Annotated in this window: 13 protein-coding genes and 3 pseudogenes; 10 read left to right on the forward strand and 6 right to left on the reverse strand. The window is 72.4% G+C overall.

Features of this window, described 5'->3' with window-relative positions:
• Nucleotides 1-470 precede the first annotated feature (470 nt).
• From GL259_RS39160 to GL259_RS36030, 3 genes and pseudogenes are all read left to right on the forward strand, one after another.
• Nucleotides 471-701 (forward strand): annotated as a pseudogene (locus GL259_RS39160) (peptidoglycan-binding protein); the annotation flags it as partial.
• Nucleotides 702-818: 117 nt separating this feature from the next.
• Nucleotides 819-1,106 (forward strand): annotated as a pseudogene (locus tag GL259_RS39165) (M23 family metallopeptidase); the annotation flags it as partial.
• Between the two features lie 91 nt (nt 1,107-1,197).
• Nucleotides 1,198-1,950 (forward strand): hypothetical protein, encoded by a 753-nt coding sequence (locus GL259_RS36030; RefSeq protein ID WP_159537830.1) that lies wholly within the window; start codon nt 1,198-1,200, stop codon nt 1,948-1,950.
• Between the two features lie 78 nt (nt 1,951-2,028).
• On the opposite strand, the gene GL259_RS36035 is transcribed toward GL259_RS36030, so the two are convergent.
• Nucleotides 2,029-2,547 carry an SRPBCC family protein gene (locus GL259_RS36035; protein ID WP_159539229.1) on the reverse strand — a complete coding sequence of 173 codons (519 nt, stop codon included), beginning with the start codon at nt 2,545-2,547 and terminating at the stop codon, nt 2,029-2,031.
• 293 nt (nt 2,548-2,840) lie between these two features.
• Between GL259_RS36035 and GL259_RS36040 the strand changes: the two are divergent.
• Nucleotides 2,841-5,128, forward strand: a pseudogene (locus tag GL259_RS36040) (FdhF/YdeP family oxidoreductase).
• Between the two features lie 45 nt (nt 5,129-5,173).
• On the opposite strand, the gene GL259_RS36045 reads toward GL259_RS36040, so the two are convergent.
• From GL259_RS36045 to GL259_RS36055, 3 genes are all read right to left on the reverse strand, one after another.
• Nucleotides 5,174-6,595 carry an amino acid permease gene (locus GL259_RS36045; RefSeq protein ID WP_159537832.1) on the reverse strand — a complete coding sequence of 474 codons (1,422 nt, stop codon included), beginning with the start codon at nt 6,593-6,595 and terminating at the stop codon, nt 5,174-5,176.
• A 307-nt stretch (nt 6,596-6,902) separates the two neighbouring features.
• Nucleotides 6,903-8,051 (reverse strand): hypothetical protein, encoded by a 1,149-nt coding sequence (locus GL259_RS36050; protein ID WP_159537834.1) that lies wholly within the window; start codon nt 8,049-8,051, stop codon nt 6,903-6,905.
• Between the two features lie 53 nt (nt 8,052-8,104).
• Entirely contained in the window at nt 8,105-9,778 is a 1,674-nt protein-coding gene (locus tag GL259_RS36055; RefSeq protein WP_159537836.1) for a hypothetical protein, read from the reverse strand.
• A gap of 104 nt (nt 9,779-9,882) precedes the next feature.
• Between GL259_RS36055 and GL259_RS36060 the strand changes: the two genes are divergently transcribed.
• Nucleotides 9,883-10,032 carry a hypothetical protein gene (locus GL259_RS36060; protein ID WP_166461414.1) on the forward strand — a complete coding sequence of 50 codons (150 nt, stop codon included), beginning with the start codon at nt 9,883-9,885 and terminating at the stop codon, nt 10,030-10,032.
• A 183-nt stretch (nt 10,033-10,215) separates the two neighbouring features.
• Here the strand turns inward: GL259_RS36060 and GL259_RS36065 are convergent, their stop codons facing one another.
• Entirely contained in the window at nt 10,216-11,115 is a 900-nt protein-coding gene (locus GL259_RS36065) for a LysR substrate-binding domain-containing protein (RefSeq protein WP_159537840.1), read from the reverse strand.
• A 148-nt stretch (nt 11,116-11,263) separates the two neighbouring features.
• On the opposite strand from GL259_RS36065, the gene GL259_RS36070 reads away from it, so the two are divergent.
• From GL259_RS36070 to GL259_RS36080, 3 genes are all read left to right on the forward strand, one after another.
• On the forward strand, nt 11,264-12,274 hold the full coding sequence (locus GL259_RS36070) for an aldo/keto reductase (protein ID WP_159537842.1): 1,011 nt from the start codon (nt 11,264-11,266) through the stop codon (nt 12,272-12,274).
• Nucleotides 12,275-12,308: 34 nt separating this feature from the next.
• Entirely contained in the window at nt 12,309-12,722 is a 414-nt protein-coding gene (locus tag GL259_RS36075; protein ID WP_159537845.1) for an SRPBCC family protein, read from the forward strand.
• Nucleotides 12,723-13,020: 298 nt separating this feature from the next.
• Nucleotides 13,021-13,821: a GNAT family N-acetyltransferase gene (locus GL259_RS36080; protein ID WP_159537847.1), complete on the forward strand. Its 801-nt coding sequence runs from the start codon at nt 13,021-13,023 to the stop codon at nt 13,819-13,821.
• A 100-nt stretch (nt 13,822-13,921) separates the two neighbouring features.
• On the opposite strand, the gene GL259_RS36085 is transcribed toward GL259_RS36080, so the two are convergent.
• Entirely contained in the window at nt 13,922-15,367 is a 1,446-nt protein-coding gene (locus GL259_RS36085; RefSeq protein ID WP_243762491.1) for a PHB depolymerase family esterase, read from the reverse strand.
• Between the two features lie 758 nt (nt 15,368-16,125).
• Between GL259_RS36085 and GL259_RS36090 the strand changes: the two genes are divergently transcribed.
• Nucleotides 16,126-16,584, forward strand: a complete 459-nt coding sequence (locus GL259_RS36090) for an ATP-binding protein (RefSeq protein ID WP_159537851.1) — start codon at nt 16,126-16,128, stop codon at nt 16,582-16,584.
• Between the two features lie 253 nt (nt 16,585-16,837).
• Complete coding sequence (locus GL259_RS36095) at nt 16,838-17,335, forward strand: hemerythrin domain-containing protein (RefSeq protein WP_159537853.1); 498 nt, start codon at nt 16,838-16,840, stop codon at nt 17,333-17,335.
• Nucleotides 17,336-17,490: the final 155 nt, after the last annotated feature.

The following is a 17,490-nucleotide window of genomic DNA, read 5'->3' on the forward strand; positions in this document are numbered from 1 at the left end:
TGGGGTTCGGCGAGCGCGACGATGAGGCCGAGACCACCCGGACGGCGCTCATCGCAGCCGGAACGGACCATCCCCGCGGGCTCCGCCGGATCCCTCGGCGAGCGCGGGGCCGGCAACGGAGCGAACCGCCGGCCCCCGTGCTCCCGCGAGTCGTCCACCCGTCCGGACACGGCGAACCGGGACGACGCGGACACGGCCGGCCCGGCTCGGCCGGACGGTGCCGGGCTCAACCGCTCACGCCGCCACGTCCGGACGGTCCCCGGCACGTCCGCCGGGAACCACCCGGCAGGCGCGTCCGACCGGATCCACGACCCGGTGGCGGACCTCGCGGCGGCAACCAACTGCATCCGGCGCCGGTACGGTGACGCCCCGCGCGCCCGGCGGACGAATCCGCACCGCGATCCGGCCCCTCACCGAAAGACCCCTCACCGACCCTCACCGAAAGGAGGAGGACCATGCCCGCGTTGGCGCCGTTCCCGGGAGCGGCCTTCTTCCACGAGGGACAACGCAGTCCCACCATCGCCTCGATGGGCAAACGCCTGGTGGCGGAAAGGTGCGGGAAGTACCGGACGGGTCCCGGTCCCGAGTGGACCGATGCCGACCGGCAGTCGTACGCCGCCTGGCAGCACAAGCTCGGGTTCAAGGGGGCCGATGCCAACGGCATTCCGGGCAAGACGTCCTGGGACCGGCTCCGCGTCCCGGCGGCGACCCCGGCCCCGGCTCCCGGTGCCCGCGTCGCGTCCCCCGTGCCGGGACACCGCGTCACCACCCCTTACCGGAAGAAGGGATCCCACTGGGTACTGGGCTACCACACCGGCGCGGACTACGCGGCTGCGCACGGCACGCCGTGTGTCGCGGTGCGCAACGGTTCCATAGCCCGCAGCGGATATGACGTCAGTTTCGGCCATTTCCTCGTACTGCGCGTCGGCGGGTTCGACTTCTGGTACTGCCACCTCTCCGAGCAGACCGTGACGAGGGGCCCGGTCAGGGCCGGCCAGAAGATCGGAGAAGTCGGTTCCAGCGGGAAGTCCACCGGCCCCCATCTCCACTTCGAGAAGCGTCCGGCCAACGGCGGCCTCAGGTCCAACGTGACCCCCAACTGGTAGGCGGGAGGGGCGCCGTCCCCGCGGGTGCGTGCGGACGCACGAGCGCGGCGTCCACGGGGTGAATCCCGCAAGAGCGTGCAGGAGAGATGCGATGGACCTGTCGCCGATCGAGATCAAGGCCAACATCGAGGGCGACGTGGCGGCGGCGCTGTCGGCCCTCGGCGGGTCGAGCGCCCCGACGACGACGCGTCGGATCTGGTTCGCCGAGGACCGGGACGGCGTCGCCGAGGGCCGGGTGCCGCTGCTGGACGGCGGTGTGATCGTGCGGTTCAGGATCGGCGGGAGCCAGGACGACCTGACCGTCAAGCTGCGTCCGTGCACTCGGCAGCAGCTGGTCGGCCGGTTCTCCGCCCCGTTCGAAGCGGAGCCGCTCACGTACAGGATCGAGGAGGACTGGTCGGGGAACCGCCGTGTGCTGGCCGCCTCCTCGGTGCACGGCCACCCGCCGGGGGCGCTGTCGGACGCGGTGAAGCCCGGGGCCGATCCCGCCGCGTCGATCGGCGCGGTGCAGGACCGGTTCCTGCGCGCCTGCGCGCCCGGCGTCCGGCTCGACGGGCTGGTCGCGCTGGGGCCGGTCCTCTCCACGAAGGCCGACGACGTTCCGCTCGACGACCTGGAGGCGGACCTGGAGGCGTGGTCGGTGGCCGGCCTGGACTTCCTGGAGGTCTCCGTCCGGGTGAAGCCCAAGGACGAGGACGACGCCGAGAAGCTCACGGCGCGGGCCGAGCGCAAGCAGCGGAAGCTGGAGGACGCGGTGCGGGAGCGCGGGGTGGCGCTCTCCGAGAACCCCGAGAGCAAGACCCGGCGCGTCCTCACCGCACTGGCGGGAAGCGGGCAGAGCTGAAGGGAGGGCCGAGCGGAACGCGTCGGCCGGCCGCCGCCTCGAGGCCGCGCCGGGCGAGCGGCACCGCGGCGGGCGAGCTCAGCCGACGGGCCACCCGGCCACCCGGCTCCTGGGCGGATCCGGCTCCGAGGGCTGGACCTGCCCGTTGCGGATGACGCCCCGCCAGGCGCCGCATTCCTGCCCGAGCCCTTCGATGAACTCCTTGAAGCGGCCGAGCCCCGCCCGGACCGCACGGGGTGTCGCCCCGGTCCGGGCCAGGGCGCGGCCCTTGATCCCGTGCGGCTCGAAACGCATGCGCACGACGACCTCGGTACGGTCCGGGGCCAGCTTCCGGAACGACACCTCGCCCCGGTGACCGGCCCGCCGGCCGAGGCCGCGCCACGCCACCAGCGAGTCGGGCCGCTGCTCCACGATCTCCGCCGTGAACTCATGGCGCACCGGACCGGCCCCGACCACCCAGCGCGTGAGGTTGGGCCGGAGCTGCTCGACCTCCTTCACCACGGGCATGAAGCGGGGGAAGGTCTTGAACTGCGTCCACTGGTTGTAGGCGGTGTGCACGGGAACCGCGACTTCGATCGACTCCTCGAAGGAGTTCATGGCTGCTGCACGCATGGCCCCGCCTGTCGTCGGGCACTGCTGTCGTCGGGCACTGCTGCCCCCAGTGTCACCGCCCGCCCGCCGATCCGCCACCACGATCCCCCCGGGGCAGCCCTCACGGCACGGGCCGGCGACCACGGCCCGTGCCGGGCACCTGTCCGCGCGGCCTCGGGGCCGCGGCCGGGAAGACGAGGGGACGGGGACGGGACGGCCGCCGGTGGACGTTCGTGTGGCGGCCCACGGGCGGGGACGTGAGACTGGGGAGAACCGAGCGTCCGGTGAGAGGAAGTCCGATGCCGAAGCGGTCCGACGACGGTGCCAGGGATCCGCTCACCGCGACACCGCCCAAGAAGTGGGCGGCGGGAGTGCCGGCGGTGGTGCACGCGCTGGAGTACTCCCTCGAGCAGACCTCCCCCTGCGCACCGGGGAGACACTGCTGACGATGAACCAGGTGGACGGCATCGACTGTCCCGGCTGTGCCTGGGCCGACCCGTCTCCGGGGCACCGGCACCGCAACGAGTACTGCGAGAACGGCGCCAAGCACATCAACGACGAGGCGACCACGCGGCGGATCACCCGCGACTTCTTCCGCGAGCACCCGGTCCCCGACCTCGCCCGACGGTCCGACATGTGGCTGAACCAGCAGGGACGGCTCACGGAACCGATGGTCAAGCGGCCCGGCTCCGACACCTACGAGCCGATCAGCTGGCACGACGCCCTCGGACTGCTCGCCGCGGAGCTCACCTCCCTCGGCTCACCCGACGAGGCGGTCTTCTACACCTCGGGCAGGGCCAGCAACGAGGCCGCCTTCGTGCTGCAGCTCTTCGCCAGGGCGTTCGGCACCAACAACCTGCCCGACTGCAGCAACATGTGTCACGAGTCCAGCGGCTTCGCCCTGCACGAGACCCTGGGCACCGGCAAGGGCACGGTCAGCCTGGAGGACATCCACCACGCCGACCTGATCTTCCTGGTGGGCCAGAACCCCGGGTCGAACCACCCGCGGCAGCTCTCCGCGCTGGAACAGGCCAAACGGAACGGCGCCCGCGTCATCGCGGTGAATCCGCTGCCCGAGGCCGGACTGCTGCGGTTCAAGAACCCGCAGAAGCCGCGCGGGGTGATCGGGCCCGGCACCCGGATCGCCGACCGGTTCCTGCACATCCGCGGCGGCGGGGACATGGCCCTGTTCCAGGGCCTGAACCGGCTGCTGCTGGAGGCCGAGGACGCCCGGCCCGGCCGCGTACTGGACCACGACTTCATCCGCACGCGCACCGACGGGTTCGAGGACTTCTCGCGGCACGTCCGCACCGTCGAGTGGGACGACATCCTCGCGGCGACCGGACTGACCCGTGAAGAGATCGAGCAGGTCCGTGACGACGTGCTGCGCAGCGAGCGCGTCATCGTCTGCTGGGCCATGGGAGTGACACAGCACAGGCACGCCGTCCCCACCATCCGGGAGATGGTGAACTTCCTGATGCTGCGCGGAAACCTCGGCAGGGCGGGCGCCGGAGCCTGCCCCGTACGCGGGCACAGCAATGTGCAGGGCGACCGGACGATGGGCATCTGGGAGCGGATGCCGGACTCCTTCCTGGACGCACTGCGGCAGGAGTTCGGCTTCGACCCGCCGCGCGCCCACGGGCTGGACTCGGTGAACGCGATCAAGGCGATGCGCGAGGGCCGGATCAAGTTCTTCCTCTCCCTCGCCGGCAATTTCGTCCGGGCCGCACCCGACAGCGCGGTCACCGAGGAGGCCCTGCGTTCGTGCCGCCTGACCGCCCACATCTCCACCAAGCTCAACCGGTCGCACACCGTGTGCGGCCGTACCGCGCTGATCCTGCCGACGCTGGGCCGCACCGAGCGGGACGTCCAGGCCGGCGGCGAGCAGTTCGTGACCGTGGAGAACTCGATGAGCGAGGTGCACACCTCGCGCGGACGGCTGAGGCCGGCCTCCCCCCTCCTGCTCAGCGAGGTCGCCATCCTGTGCCGGCTCGCCCGCCGTACGCTCGACGGCACGGGGAGGATCCCGTGGGACGCCTTCGAGGCCGACTACGGGGAGATCCGGGACCGTGTCTCCCGCATCGTCCCGGGACTGCACGACTTCAACCAGCGCGTGGTGCGCCCCGGCGGCATCAGGCTGCCCAACCCGGTCAACGAGGGCGTGTTCCCCACAGCGGTCGGCAAGGCACGGTTCACCCGCAACGCCTGGGACATGCCGCGGGTTCCCGAGGGGCACCTGCTGCTGCAGACCCTGCGCTCGCACGACCAGTGGAACACCGTCCCCTACACGGCCGACGACCGCTACCGCGGCATCCACGGCAGCCGCCGGGTCGTCCTCGTCAGCCAGGAGGACCTGACCGGACTGGGCCTCGGCGAGGACGACCACGTCGACCTGGTCAGCGTGTGGACGGACGGCACCGAGCGACGCGCCGAGGACTTCCGGGTCGTCGCGTACCCGGCCAAGCGCGGTACCGCCGCCGCGTACTATCCCGAGACCAACGTCCTGGTGCCGCTCGACAGCGTGGCGGAAACCAGCAACCAGCCCACGTACAAGGGCATCGTCGTCCGCCTGGAGCCCGTCCGCTGACGCGGTGCGGCCCCACCGGGACACCGGTCCCGGCCGGCGGCGGGATCACCGCCCGTCGGCCGGGGCCTCCGTCCGCTGCCTGCGGGCCGCCATCACCGCGTGGACCAGCACGCCCGCGAACAGGAACAGCACGCCCTGGTAGACGGCCGCGTATCCGGCGCCCGCGACCAGCCACAGCGAGAACCCGGCCGCGACCGACGCGATCACGGCGTCGCGCACCAGCCGCGCACGGTCGACCCGGTCGCGGCGCCCGGAGACGAGGTGGAACAGCTGCGCGGCGGTGGCCAGCAGGTACGGCACGGTCGCGGTGAACGTGGTGACGAGGACCAGGATCTCGAACACCCTCGCCGAGCCCGAGGCGTAGTTGTAGACGGTCAGCAGCGAGGCGAGGACGACGGTGACGCCGACGCCGACCGTGGGCACCCCGCGCCGCCTGCGCGCGAAGGCGGCGGGGAACAACCCGTCCTTCGCCGCCGCGTACGGGGTCTGGGCGCTGAGCAGCGTCCAGCCGTTGAGGCAGCCGGTCATCGACACGAGCGCGGCGAGCGCCACGGCCCAGCCGCCCCAGGCGCCGCCGAACATGGCGTCGACGGCGTCCGAGAAGGGCGCGGTGGAGCCGACCAGCTCGTCGTGGGCGACCGTGCCGAAGACGGAGAGCGTCCCCAGCAGGTAGACGAGCGCCGCGCCCGCGGTGCCGATGACGGTGGCGCGTCCCACGGTCCGCCGGGGATTCTCGACCTCGCCCGCGCTGACGGCGGCCGACTCCACGCCGAGGTAGGAGAAGAGCAGGATCGCGGCCGAGGCGGAGACCGCGCCGATCGCGCTGCCGTCGCCGGCGTGGAAGGGGCCGAGGTTGTCCGGGTCGAAGAAGAACAGCCCGCCGACGGCGACGAGCAGCAGCGGCGCGAACTTCAAAACGGTGGACACCAGCTGCACGGCGCCGACGTAGCGGGTGCCGGCGAAGTTGGCGAGCGCGGGCAGCCACTGCAGGACGAGGGCGGCGAGGCAGGCGGTCCAGCGGTGGTCGTTCACCGGGATCAGCACGTCGAGGTAGCCGACGGCGGCGACGGCGAGCGCCGCGTTGGACACCCAGGTGGTGATCCAGTACGCCCAGGCGGCGAGGAAGCCGGCGAAGTCGCCGAAGGCCCCGCGGGCGTAGACGTAGGGACCGCCGGTGCGCGGGTCCCGTTCGGCGAGCCGGCCGAAGACCAGGGCGAGGGCGATGGCACCGACGGTCAGGACACCGAAGGCGAGCAGGCTGATCGTGCCGTAGGGGGCGACGGAGGCCGGAAGCAGGAAGATGCCGCCGCCGATGATGTTGCCCATGACCAGGGCGGTGGCGACGGGCAGCCCGAAGCGACGGGTGTGCCGTCCCGGGTCGCCGGTGGTGCCGGCGGGGTGGGCGGGGGCCGCGGGGATCTCCTGCGGGGCCGGAGCCGACGGAGGGACGGTTCCGGTGACGTGCATGGGGTGGTGCGCCTCTCTTCGAACTGATGCCCGGGATCGCCGGGCCGGTGCCCATGGTCCGGCATGGCTCGGGAACGTTCCAAATCGGGCGCTTTCATCCTGTAAGAGCCCGTTCGGCGCCGTAAAAGATGCGCTGTCGCGGGCCTCCGGCCGGGAATCGTCCGGGACGCCGGGGAGCCGTCCGGCTCGCCCGGCCGGCGCACGACCCGGCGGAGGCGCTCGACGCCGACGGTCCCCGGGTGCCGGTGCGCGGAGGACGAGGACCGGCCCGGTACGAACAGTGACGCGGTACCACCGTCGGCGTGGTTCAGGCGACGCGGGAGGACCGGCTGGAGACGGCGGGCCTCGGGTCGAGGAAGTCGCCGGAAGCGGAGAAGGCCTCCGCGGTGAACGCCTCCTCGGGCATGTCGGCCGGGAGGAACTCCACGCAGGAGGTCTGCGGCTCGGCCGTGCTCCTGCCGAAACGGCAGGCGACCCCGGTGAGCTTGATGGTGATGAAGTCCGCGATCTGGGAGCCGAACCGGATGGGCCTGCCGGCGATGGTGATGTCTCCGACGCTGAAGCCCTTCTCCGGCGGCACCCGGTAGACGGCCCGGACGCGGTGTTCCGCGTCACCCCTGAGGTAGGTCCAGTAGCTCTTGGGGTCGGACCCGTCGGGCGTCTCCCAGCCGTCGGTGGACAGGTCGTCGAAGTACAGGCCGACGGGGTCGGCGAGGGTGATGTCGGCTCTTCGGCGGGCGAGGGCGTTGACTCCGGCGCCGATGTGCGGATCGCTGTTGCGTTCGGCGGCTCCGTACTTGCCGCAGGCGATGAGCTCCTGCTCGGTGGTGAGCTCCGTGCCGTCGACGACGCGCCGGACGGTGGCCGCGGCGGCCAGTTCGATCTCGGCGCCGAGGGTGTTGTTGCGCTGGACGAGGTGCATGGCGCCGTGGCTCGTGGAGTCGTTCCACTTGTTGCGCGGCCGGTAGCGGCCGGTGGGGGAGAACAGATCCTCCGGGCGGACGTCGGGGCTGATGTGCCGGCGGTAGAGCTCGATGACCTTCTGCGGGTTGGTCTCCGCGAGCACTTCCCAGTACTCGGGACCTTCACAGGTGAACGTGACCTGCGTGATCTTGTTCTTGTCGTCGCGCGTGACGCTCCATTCGCAGTACTCGTCCTGGACGTCACGGCTGGCGTCGGCGCGCTCCCACCGCTGGACGTCGGAACTTGAAGTGATCTTGATGATGCGGGGGAACGCGGTCCAGCTGATGACGGCCCGGGTGGCGTCCTCGGCGGTGTCCGTGCTGGTCAGGTTGTAGAACTGAGGTCTTGGGCTGTCGTGCAGCACCTCGTCGGGGTCGGGTCCCTTGATGGCCGCGTCCACCGTGTCCGAGATGAAGGCGTTCCACGCCTTGCGGCCGAAGTCGTCGAAGTCGTCGAGGTTCCCCGGAGGCCCGTAGGCGTCGAGTTTCGTCATGGTTCGTTCCTTCCGTGCGGAGCGGACGGCGCGGTGGCCGAGCGCAGGGGGCCTCAGGGCAGGGGGACGGTGGTGGCGTCCTCGCGCATCGTCAGCGGCGGCGCGTCGGCGGGGATGCCGGTGACCGGCAGGGTCAGCTGGAACTCGTTCAGCCTCATGGCCCGGAACCGCCGGCGGCGGGATTCGGCGAGGCGGACGTAGTCGTCGAAACCGTCTTCGGTGCGGGCCCGCGCCGCGGCCTTGCGCAGGTAGGCGTCCACGCGCTGTCCGAACACCGCCTGCCACGCGTCGTCGGGCACCCGCCAGTGGGCGGCGAAGAGGCCCTCGGGGCTGTCGGCGGGCAGGGTGCGTGCGGCATCCGTGATGGCGAGGGCCGTCCGGTCGCACAGTGCCGAGGGCTCGGTCGCCGCGGTGGGCGCGTACCGCATGAGATGCGCGCGGGGCGGGCTGAAGACCGGGTTGGGGAAGTCGACCATCAGCACGCAGGCGGCGAACTTCGCCGAGAGCAGCCCGTGGCGGATCATCTGCCGCACCACTTCGTTGTCCTCGTGAGCGGCCTCGGGCACCACGAAGGCGAAGAAGGTGTCGCCGGGACGGTGGAAGACGACGCTTCCGTCCTCGGCTCGCTCCTCCATCCGGAAACCGAACCGGGTCAGGCTCGCGCAGTACCGGGCGGCGGGCGCCGTGGGCGGTGCGGCCCGCGTCACCAGGCCGAGGTCGTCCAGGAGGACGTCCTGATTGAGCCAGAAACCCATCGGGAGCACCAGGTCGGCCGATTCCGGGGTGACGACGCTGCTCTGTCTGTCCGTGCAGGCGAGGTTGACGGTGGTGGTCGTGAACAGGTGGCGGAGCAGGCGGTCGGGGTGTTCGACGACGCCGTTCGCGGTGACCCCGGCGAGTCGCGCGGCGGTCCACCTGGTGACCAGCGACCTGACGGTCAGCTCCAGCTTCTGGGCGCCCGTGACCTCCTGGTAGAGCGGATCGCGGCGCAGCGGGTCGTCGTCGGCCAGCCGGATCGTGGCCCTCTCGGACTGCCAGTTGATCCAGGGGATCCTGAGCTCCTTCATCACGACGCTGCCGTTGACGTGGCTGTCGAAACAGCCCTTGCCGCGGGAGTCCGGCTCCAGGGCGTCCCAGGAGTTGCCCGCCCACACCCAGGCCGGGCCGACGCGCATGTAGAAGTTGAAGACCTTCGCCCCGGGATCCCAGGCCGCGACCTGGAGGAACGCCGTGACCTGGTCGCCGCCGGCCTGGGTACTGATCAGCAGGTCCGGCTGGCCGGCCCGCACGGCCGCGGTGATGGCGAAGCGCATGTCACGGTGCAGTCCGGGGGAGGCGTCCGGCGCGATCTGCCCGGCCTCGCCGACCAGGTACACCCGCCGGGAGGCGGCGGCCGCCTCCGGCAGCCCGGACAGCAGCTCCCGCACCGTCATCGGGAACCTGTCCCTGTGGAAGAACTCGGCGGCCATCGGATCGCCCAGGCCGGCGAGTTCCTCCGGGCCCACCGGTCGTGCCCGGTCGTCCCTGCCGCTGACCCTGCGGTACAGCCGCCCGGCCTTCAGCGCGGAGGGATCGGCGCCGCAGCCCTCGCCGACCAGGTCGTGCTCCGCCTCGGCCGCCTCCGGGACGGCCTTCTCGGCGGCCCGGAGGCCCCCCTCGGGCGTGCCGCCGGCGGTCGGCCGCCGCCACGCGGTCGCCCGCCGCACCTGGCTGCGCTCGTCGTGCACGACCGTCCTCCCAACGGGCATTTCGGTGGTGAGGAACCTGGATGATCCCGTTCAGGCATTCTTGTGGCCGTACGGACCACCGGCCACCGCGGTGCCCCAACCTGATGACCTCCCCGGACCTCCTCGTCCTCGACGAGCCGACGAACCACGTCGCGCTCGGCCCGGCCCGGGACCCGGAGGCGGCACTCCCGGCGCGTCCGGGCGTGGTGGTCGCGGTCTCGCACGCCCGTTGCCCCGCCGGGCAGCACCCTTAGGGGGTGTCGTTTGGATCGTGCCGGGGCCGCGGGGCCCGGCACGCGCATCTGCGGCGTTGTCGTCGGTTGCCGGGGCTCCGCCCTGGCGCCCTCCTCCGCCTTGCGTCCGCACGCACCAGACCCCGCTCGGGTCGGTCCGCAAGGCACCGTTGCCCGGAGCCGGCCTGGTCCGAACGACACCCCCTAGGAGGCGCTGCCCGTGCGCAGGACGGTGGCGCGGAACTCCGCGACCAGCGGCCGCAGGTCGACCCGGTGCCATGCGGCCCACAGCTGGACGCACGTCTCGTGCCAGGGGAGCTCGCGTACCGCGACGTCCTCGGTGGTGGCGCGGGTCATGCTCTTCTGCACGAGGGCGAGTCCGAGCCCGGAGGCGACCAGGCCGAGCGCGGTCAGCGGCTCGGCGGCCTCGAGGCGGATGTCGGGCGTGAAGCCGGCTGCCGTGCAGGCGCTGACGAACGTGTCCCGCCAGGCGGGGTCCTGGGGGTTCTCGACGGCGATCCACGGCTGGCCGTCGAGGTCGCCGGGGGCCACCTCCTCCCGGCCGGCGAGGGGGTGCCCCGCGGGCAGGGCGAGGAGCAGCGGGTCCTCGAGCAGGGGGGCGGCCAAGAGGTCGGGGTCGTCCGGGCCCGGAGGTTCGTGGACGAGCGCGATGTCGAGACTGCGCTGCCGCAGCCCCTCGAACTGCTCGGCGGGGGAGAGGCTGTACAGGGCGATGTGGACGTCGGGCCGCTCGCCGCGCACGGCGCGCAGCGCGCCGGGCAGGATGCCGGTGTGCATGGCGTCCGCGACGTAGCCGATGCACAGGCCGCCCTCCTCCCCGCGGCCCAGCCGGCGGCCCAGGTTCTCCAGGCGGTCCGCGTGCCGCAGCAGCGCGCGGGCTTCGGCCAGGAAGACCTGGCCGTCCCGGGTGAGCCGGATCCTCTGCTGGCCGCGTTCGAACAGGGAGAGGCCCAGGTTCTGCTCGAGCTGGGCGATCTGCCGGCTGAGCGGCGACTGGGAGATGTGCAGCCGCTCGGCGGCCCGGCCGACGTGTTCGGTCTCGGCGACGGCGACGAAGTAGCGGAGTTGCCGCAGGTCAAGCATGTAAGACCTCGAAGGACTCAAGTGTGTCCGAGTAAGTCTTGGACAGTCTCAACTCTACTTCCTAGCCTCGAACACATCGGACCGACGGACTGCGCACAAGGCGCACGAACCACGTCCGTCGCATCTCGCACAGCAAGGAACCGCACGCATGTCCATCACGTCCTTCCTGCCCGGCCGCCTGGGCTTCGGCACCGCACCGCTGGGCAACATGTTCCGGGCCATACCCGACGAGGAGGCCGCGGCCACCGTGGACGCCGCCTGGGACAACGGCATCCGCTACTTCGACACCGCGCCCTTCTACGGCGCGGGCCTGTCCGAGATCCGGCTGGGAGAGGCACTGGCCGGCCGCCCCCGCGACGAGTTCGTCCTGAGCACGAAGGTCGGCCGCGTCGTCCTCGACGAGATCGAGGACCCCTCCGCCCGCGACCTGGGCGAGAAGGGCGGACTCTTCGAGCACGGACGCCCCAACAAGATCGTCAACGACTACTCGGCCGACGCCACGCTGCGCTCCGTCGAGGACAGCCTCGAGCGACTGAGGACGGACCGCCTCGACATCGTGTGGGTGCACGACGTCGCGCAGGACTTCTACGGCGACGAGTGGCTCGCCGCGTACGAGAGCGCCCGCACCGGCGCGTTCCGGGTGCTGCAGCGGCTGCGCGACGAAGGTGTCATCAGGGCCTGGGGCCTGGGGGTCAACCGGGTCGAGCCCCTGGAACTGACGCTGGACCTCGACGAGCCGAAGCCGGACGCGTTCCTCCTCGCCGGCCGCTACACCCTGCTCGACCACGAGCGCGCACTGCAGCGGCTGCTGCCGGCCGCGACGGCCCGGCACGTCGACATCGTCGTCGGCGGACCGTACAGCTCCGGTGTCCTGGCCGGCGGACAGCACTTCGAGTACCAGAAGGCCCCCGCACCGGTCGTCACCAGGGTGGAGCGCATCAAGGCACTCGCGGAGCAGCACGGCATCGGCATCAAGGCGGCAGCGCTGCAGTTCTCCCTCGCCCACCCCGCGGTCGCCGCGGCCATCCCGGGGGCCTCGCGGCCGGGCCGCGTCGCCGAGGACGTCGCCGCACTCGGCGAGACGGTCCCGGCGGCCTTCTGGACGGCCCTGCGCACGGAGGGGCTGATCGCTCAGGACGCCCCCGTACCCACCGTCTGACCATCTGCCCCACCCCATTCAGGAGACGACGACCATGGCGACGACAACCGCGACCGTCGACATCCCCGCGCCCGCCGCGCGCGTCTGGCAGCTCATCGGCGGTTTCGACTCCCTGCCCGACTGGCTGCCCTACATTCCCGCCAGCACGCTCAGCGAGGGCGGCCGGGTCCGCAGCCTCACCAACGGGGAGGGCGGCGTCATCGTCGAACGCCTCGAAGCGTTCGACGACCGGGCGCGCACGTACAGCTACTCCATCATCCGGGCGCCGTTCCCGGTCACCGGCTACCGCTCCACCCTCACCGTGCACGAGGCGTCCGGCGGGCAGAGCCGTGTGGAGTGGTCCGGCACCTTCACCCCGGCCGGGGTGAGCGAGGAGGAGGCGGTCGCCCTGTTCCACGGTATTTACACCGAGGGACTGGCCGCGCTGAGGAAGACCCTCGAAGGGTGACCCCCGAAGGGTGAACCGGACACGGGACGCTCGGTGACGCGCTCGCCCGTTCCCGGCTCGCCGCGGGTACCGGCGTGGTGGTGCTCGGCCGGAGCACCACCACCCGGTGGAAGGGCCGGGGAGGGCTTCGTGGCCGTCACCGCGTCGGTCCCCCTGGCCGCGCGGAAGCCGTGAGGCCGGGACACCTGACGCATTCGGGTCCAGCCGGGGCGGACACGGGATGAGCGGGCTCCGCGACGGGCAGGAAGCGTGTACTGCTCGGACGACTTCCGCGTAGGCGACGACTCGAGGGGCTCCCATGCACGATCTCGCGGACTCGATCGAATCGATGGAACAACTCGCCGCCGTCTGGCGGGTCATGGTCCTCGACCGGGATCCGGACGCGGACGTCCGCGACCTTCCCGGCATCGCCGTCCGTTGGGCCGACTGCCGGTTCGCCTTCTGGAACTGCGTCACGCTGACCGAGGTCGGCATGGACGCCGGGCTCCTGAGGGAGCGCCTGAACGAGACGGCGGAGATCATGCGGTCGAAGAAGCACCCGGGTTTCCTGTGGCTCTTCGAGGACCTCCTCGACGAGGAGGCGCGCGCGGCGCTCGAGGCGGCGGCCGGGCAGGCGGGCCTCGCGCACGCCTTCCCCGGCACGGGCATGGCAGGGGACCTGTTGCCCGTCCCCGAACCGGCCCACCCCGACCTGACGTTCGTACGCGTGACCACCGACGACCACCTGCGGGCCTTCGCGGACCTCAACTCGCGTGCCTACGGCTTCCCGCTGGAGGACGGCCGTGACGGTCTGGCCGGCTCCGCACTGTGGAAGAACCAGGTGTACGCCTACCTCGGCGTACGGGACGGCGTCCCCGTGACCTGCGCCGCCACGGTGGAGGCGCAGGGCCGCCTCTTCGTCGTGCTCGTCGCCACCGCCCCCGAGTGGCAGCGCCGGGGCTACGCGGAAGCGGTGACGCGCAAGGCACTGCACGAGGGCGCCCGGGCCACCGGGACGACCCGGGCGACCCTGCACGCGACCGCCGCCGGGGCCCCCGTGTACCCGCGTATCGGCTTCGAGCCGAACTCCCCGATGCGCTTCTACGCCCTGAGGGACTGACCCGGCGGAGCCCGGCGCCGCCCGCCCGCGGACCGCGGGCGGGCTTCGACGCCGGCCGAGCGTGCCGGAGGGCTCGGCCCGGACCCTCCGCACGCCTCCCTCAGGGACAGGTGCCGTCCGCAACGGTGAAGTAGCCGACGGGCGACTCCTTCAGGGTGCGGGTGACGAAGGTGTTGTACAGACCCATGTCCTGGCCGGAACCCACGGCGTAGGCGTGGCCGCCGCCGGTCGTGGCGCGTCCCGCCTGGACGTGGGCGTAGTTGGTGGCGGTCCAGCAGGCGGCCGTGGCACCGGTGGTCCGTGCGGTGACCGCACCGGAGAGCTGCCCCGTCCGGCCGTCGGCGCCGCGGGCGGCCACCGCGTAGGTGTGGGAGGAGCCGGGGGACAGCCCGGTGTCGGTGTACGACGCCGAGCCGGACGTGGCGATCGGGGCGCCGTCGCGGTGGACGACGTAGCCGGTGGCGCCCTCGACCGGGTTCCAGCCCAGGCTGATGCTGGTGTCGGTGGTGCCGGTGGCGGCCAGGCCGGTCGGAGCGGGCGGCGAACCGGGCTGGGAGCCGGCGTCCTCCAGGCCGAAGAACCGTGCGATCCAGTAGCTGGAGCAGATCGAGTCCAGGAAGTACGCGGCTCCGGTGCTGCCGCACTGCTGGGTGCCGCTGCCCGGATCGACCGGGGTGCCGTGCCCGATGCCCGGGACGCGGTTCACCTCGACGGCCACCGACCCGTCCCCGGCCGGGTACTCCTCGTGCCGGGTGGAGTTCGGTCCGATGACCGAGGTGCGGCCCGGTGTCTGGGGCAGGCCGTGCAGCGCGGTCCACTGGTCCCGGAGTTCGTCGGCGTTGCGCGGGACGACGGTGGTGTCCCGGTCGCCGTGCCAGATGGCCACGCGCGGCCACGGGCCGGACCACGAGGGATGGGCGTCACGAACCCGCTGGGCCCACTGGGCGGGGGTGAGGTCGGTTCCCGGGCTCATGCACGAGTACGCGCTGAGGACGTCGTCGGCGCAGCCGTAGGGCAGCCCGGCGACGACCGCGCCGGCCCGGAAGACGTCCGGGTAGGCGGCGAGCATCACCGACGTCATGGCGCCTCCGGCGGACAGGCCGGTGACGTAGGTCCGCCGGGAGTCCGCGCCGAAGGCGGAGACGGCGTGCGCGGCCATCTGGCGGACGGAGGCGGCCTCGCCCTGGCCTCTGCGGTTGTCGCCGGGCTGGAACCAGTTGAAGCACTTGTTGAGGTTGTTCGCGGTCGTGGTCTCCGCGAACACCACCAGGAACCCGTGCCGGTCGGCGAGTCCGGGCAGCCCGGAGTTGTCGGCGTAGCCCTGGGCGTTCTGCGTGCAGCCGTGCAGCGCGAGCACCACCGCCGGGTCCGGGGTCAGGGACGCGGGCCGGTAGACGTACATGTTCAGCTGACCGGGATTGGTGCCGAAGCCGGTGACCCTGGTCAGTCCGACCGCCGCGTGGGCGGCCGGTGCCGGACCGGCCAGGGCCGCTCCGAGCGCGAGGGCGACCACGGCCGCCAGGCGGGACAGCAGGGTTCGCCACACGTGTCCCGCCGGGCGGGGCGGCGGATCGGCGGGCGGTGGCGTGGAAGGGACGGGGCACGGCGGGGCGGCGGCTCCCCGTGACGGCGGCGACTGCATGGCGGCTCCCTCGGGCGCTCGGGGGACACCGGACCACTCCGCCGGCGTGAACGGCGGGAGCGGCCCGGTGCCCGGCACCGTAGGGGTGGTTCAACGAGCAACGGTATGGCGTGGGGCACCACAGCCCGTCCGGCACGACGTGCGCACGGGCGGATTGTGCCGCCGCACGCCGTCTGCTATCCGGACGCGGGCAGGCGCGCCCGGACGCGAGGACACGGGCGGCTCCGCGCCGACGGGGACGAGCACGGTGACGGCCCGTTCGCACGGGGCCGGTTCCCGCGCCCGCAGCGAGGAACCCGGCACCGTCCGTCCCGTTGCGGGCATGCGCGGCCGGACTCGGGGAACGCGCTTGTCGTCCGCCGATGGTCGAGTCGCCGGACGGGGAAGGTGCATCGTGACGACGACCGTGCGGGCCGACGGGATCACCACCGGGATGCCGAAGACGCCGGATCCGCCGGCGGCGGCGTCCAGGGACGCGCGGGAGTCGTCGAGGCCGTTCCTCCGGCAGCGGACGGTGCCGGAGGAGGGCACGCCCGGGGACCGGCACGCACGCGACGCGCTGATCGGGCGTGGGGGAGCGGACACTACTGTAGGGACCGCACGTGTTCTGAACATGCGGTGCGCACCGGCGTGCCGCGCATCACGGGGGAGTTGCTTGAAGGTTGAGCGGCATACGTGACATCGGGCTGGGCGGTGCGTCCGCCGGGCAGGCACCGTCCGGTGCCGGTCCGGAGGGCTACTCGGTACGTTTCGAACGAGGTGCCTTCCGCATCGCCGATGCACGTCGCCTCGCGGCGGGGTACCTGGCCACGCTGCGGGACGACCGGGGACGGGCGTTGCCCGACAGAGTGGTGGACGCGGCGCAGCTGGTGGTGAGCGAGCTGATCACCAATGCGGTCAAGTACGGTTCGGATCCCATCGAATTGTCGTTGGCCCTGGTGGCGGACACGGTGACCGTCACCGTCCGGGACGGTGACACGACCCTGCCGTCACCGAAGCCCACGGACCCCGGCCGGGTCGGGCAGCACGGCCTGGAGATCGTCCTCGCGTTGTGCCGGGACGTCGGCGTCCGGCGCGAGCCGGCCGGAAAGCGCGTCACCGCGCATCTCGCCGTGCGCTAGGCCTGTGGCGACCGGTCCGTTCCGCGGTTCCGGACGGTGGCGCGGGTCTCCTCCGCCGCGGCCCGGGTTCCGGCCCGCCGCACCGATGCCGTCGGCCTGAGCGTTCGCCCCCGTGCCCCCGGACGATCCCGGCGGCGCGCCGAGGTCCGGAGCGAGGCCGGCGGCCGGCGGCGGAGGAAACGCACACGTCTCACCTGTGGAAACCGGGGTATCCGCGAGAGCGGATCACCGTCGTCCCGAGTGAGGAGTCACCGTGTCGTCCGCCGATGTCGTCGAGCTCATCCTGCAGGACCACCGCCGCATGGAGGACCTCTTCCGCACCATGCGCAACGTCGAAGCCGATCGTGCCGCCGCCCTGGCGGAGTTCGCGGACCTGCTGATCGCTCACGCCCGCGCCGAGGAGGAGGAGGTCTACCCGGCGCTGCGCCGCTACAAGAACGTCGACGACGACGATGTCGACCACAGCGTCCACGAGCACCGGGAAGCCGACGAAGCGCTGCTCGCCCTCCTGGAGGTGGAGGACACCGCATCGGAGGAATGGCAGGACAAGCTGGAAGAGCTGGTCACGGCGGTCAACCACCACGCGGACGAGGAGGAGCGGACGCTCCTGAACGACGCCCGGGAGAACGTCAGCGACGATCGCCGGGCCGAACTGGGCAGGGCGTTCGAGGAGTCACGTGCCCAGTACCTGAAGGACGGCTGCGGCAGCGTCGAGAACGTGCGCAAACTCCTCGCCCAGGACGGTGACTGACGTCCCCTCAGGCCGGCGGCGACGCGGCCGGGGGCGCCGGAGGGCGTCGCACGGGCCCGCCCGGCCCGTGGCCGTGAGCAGCCGGAGGGGGCGCCGGGGCCGGCCGGCACGAGGGGCCCCTGACGACGCGTGCCGGCCGTGGTCGCGCTCGCCGC

Origin of the sequence: Streptomyces sp. Tu 3180 (assembly GCF_009852415.1) — a bacterium.
GTDB lineage: Bacteria > Actinomycetota > Actinomycetes > Streptomycetales > Streptomycetaceae > Streptomyces.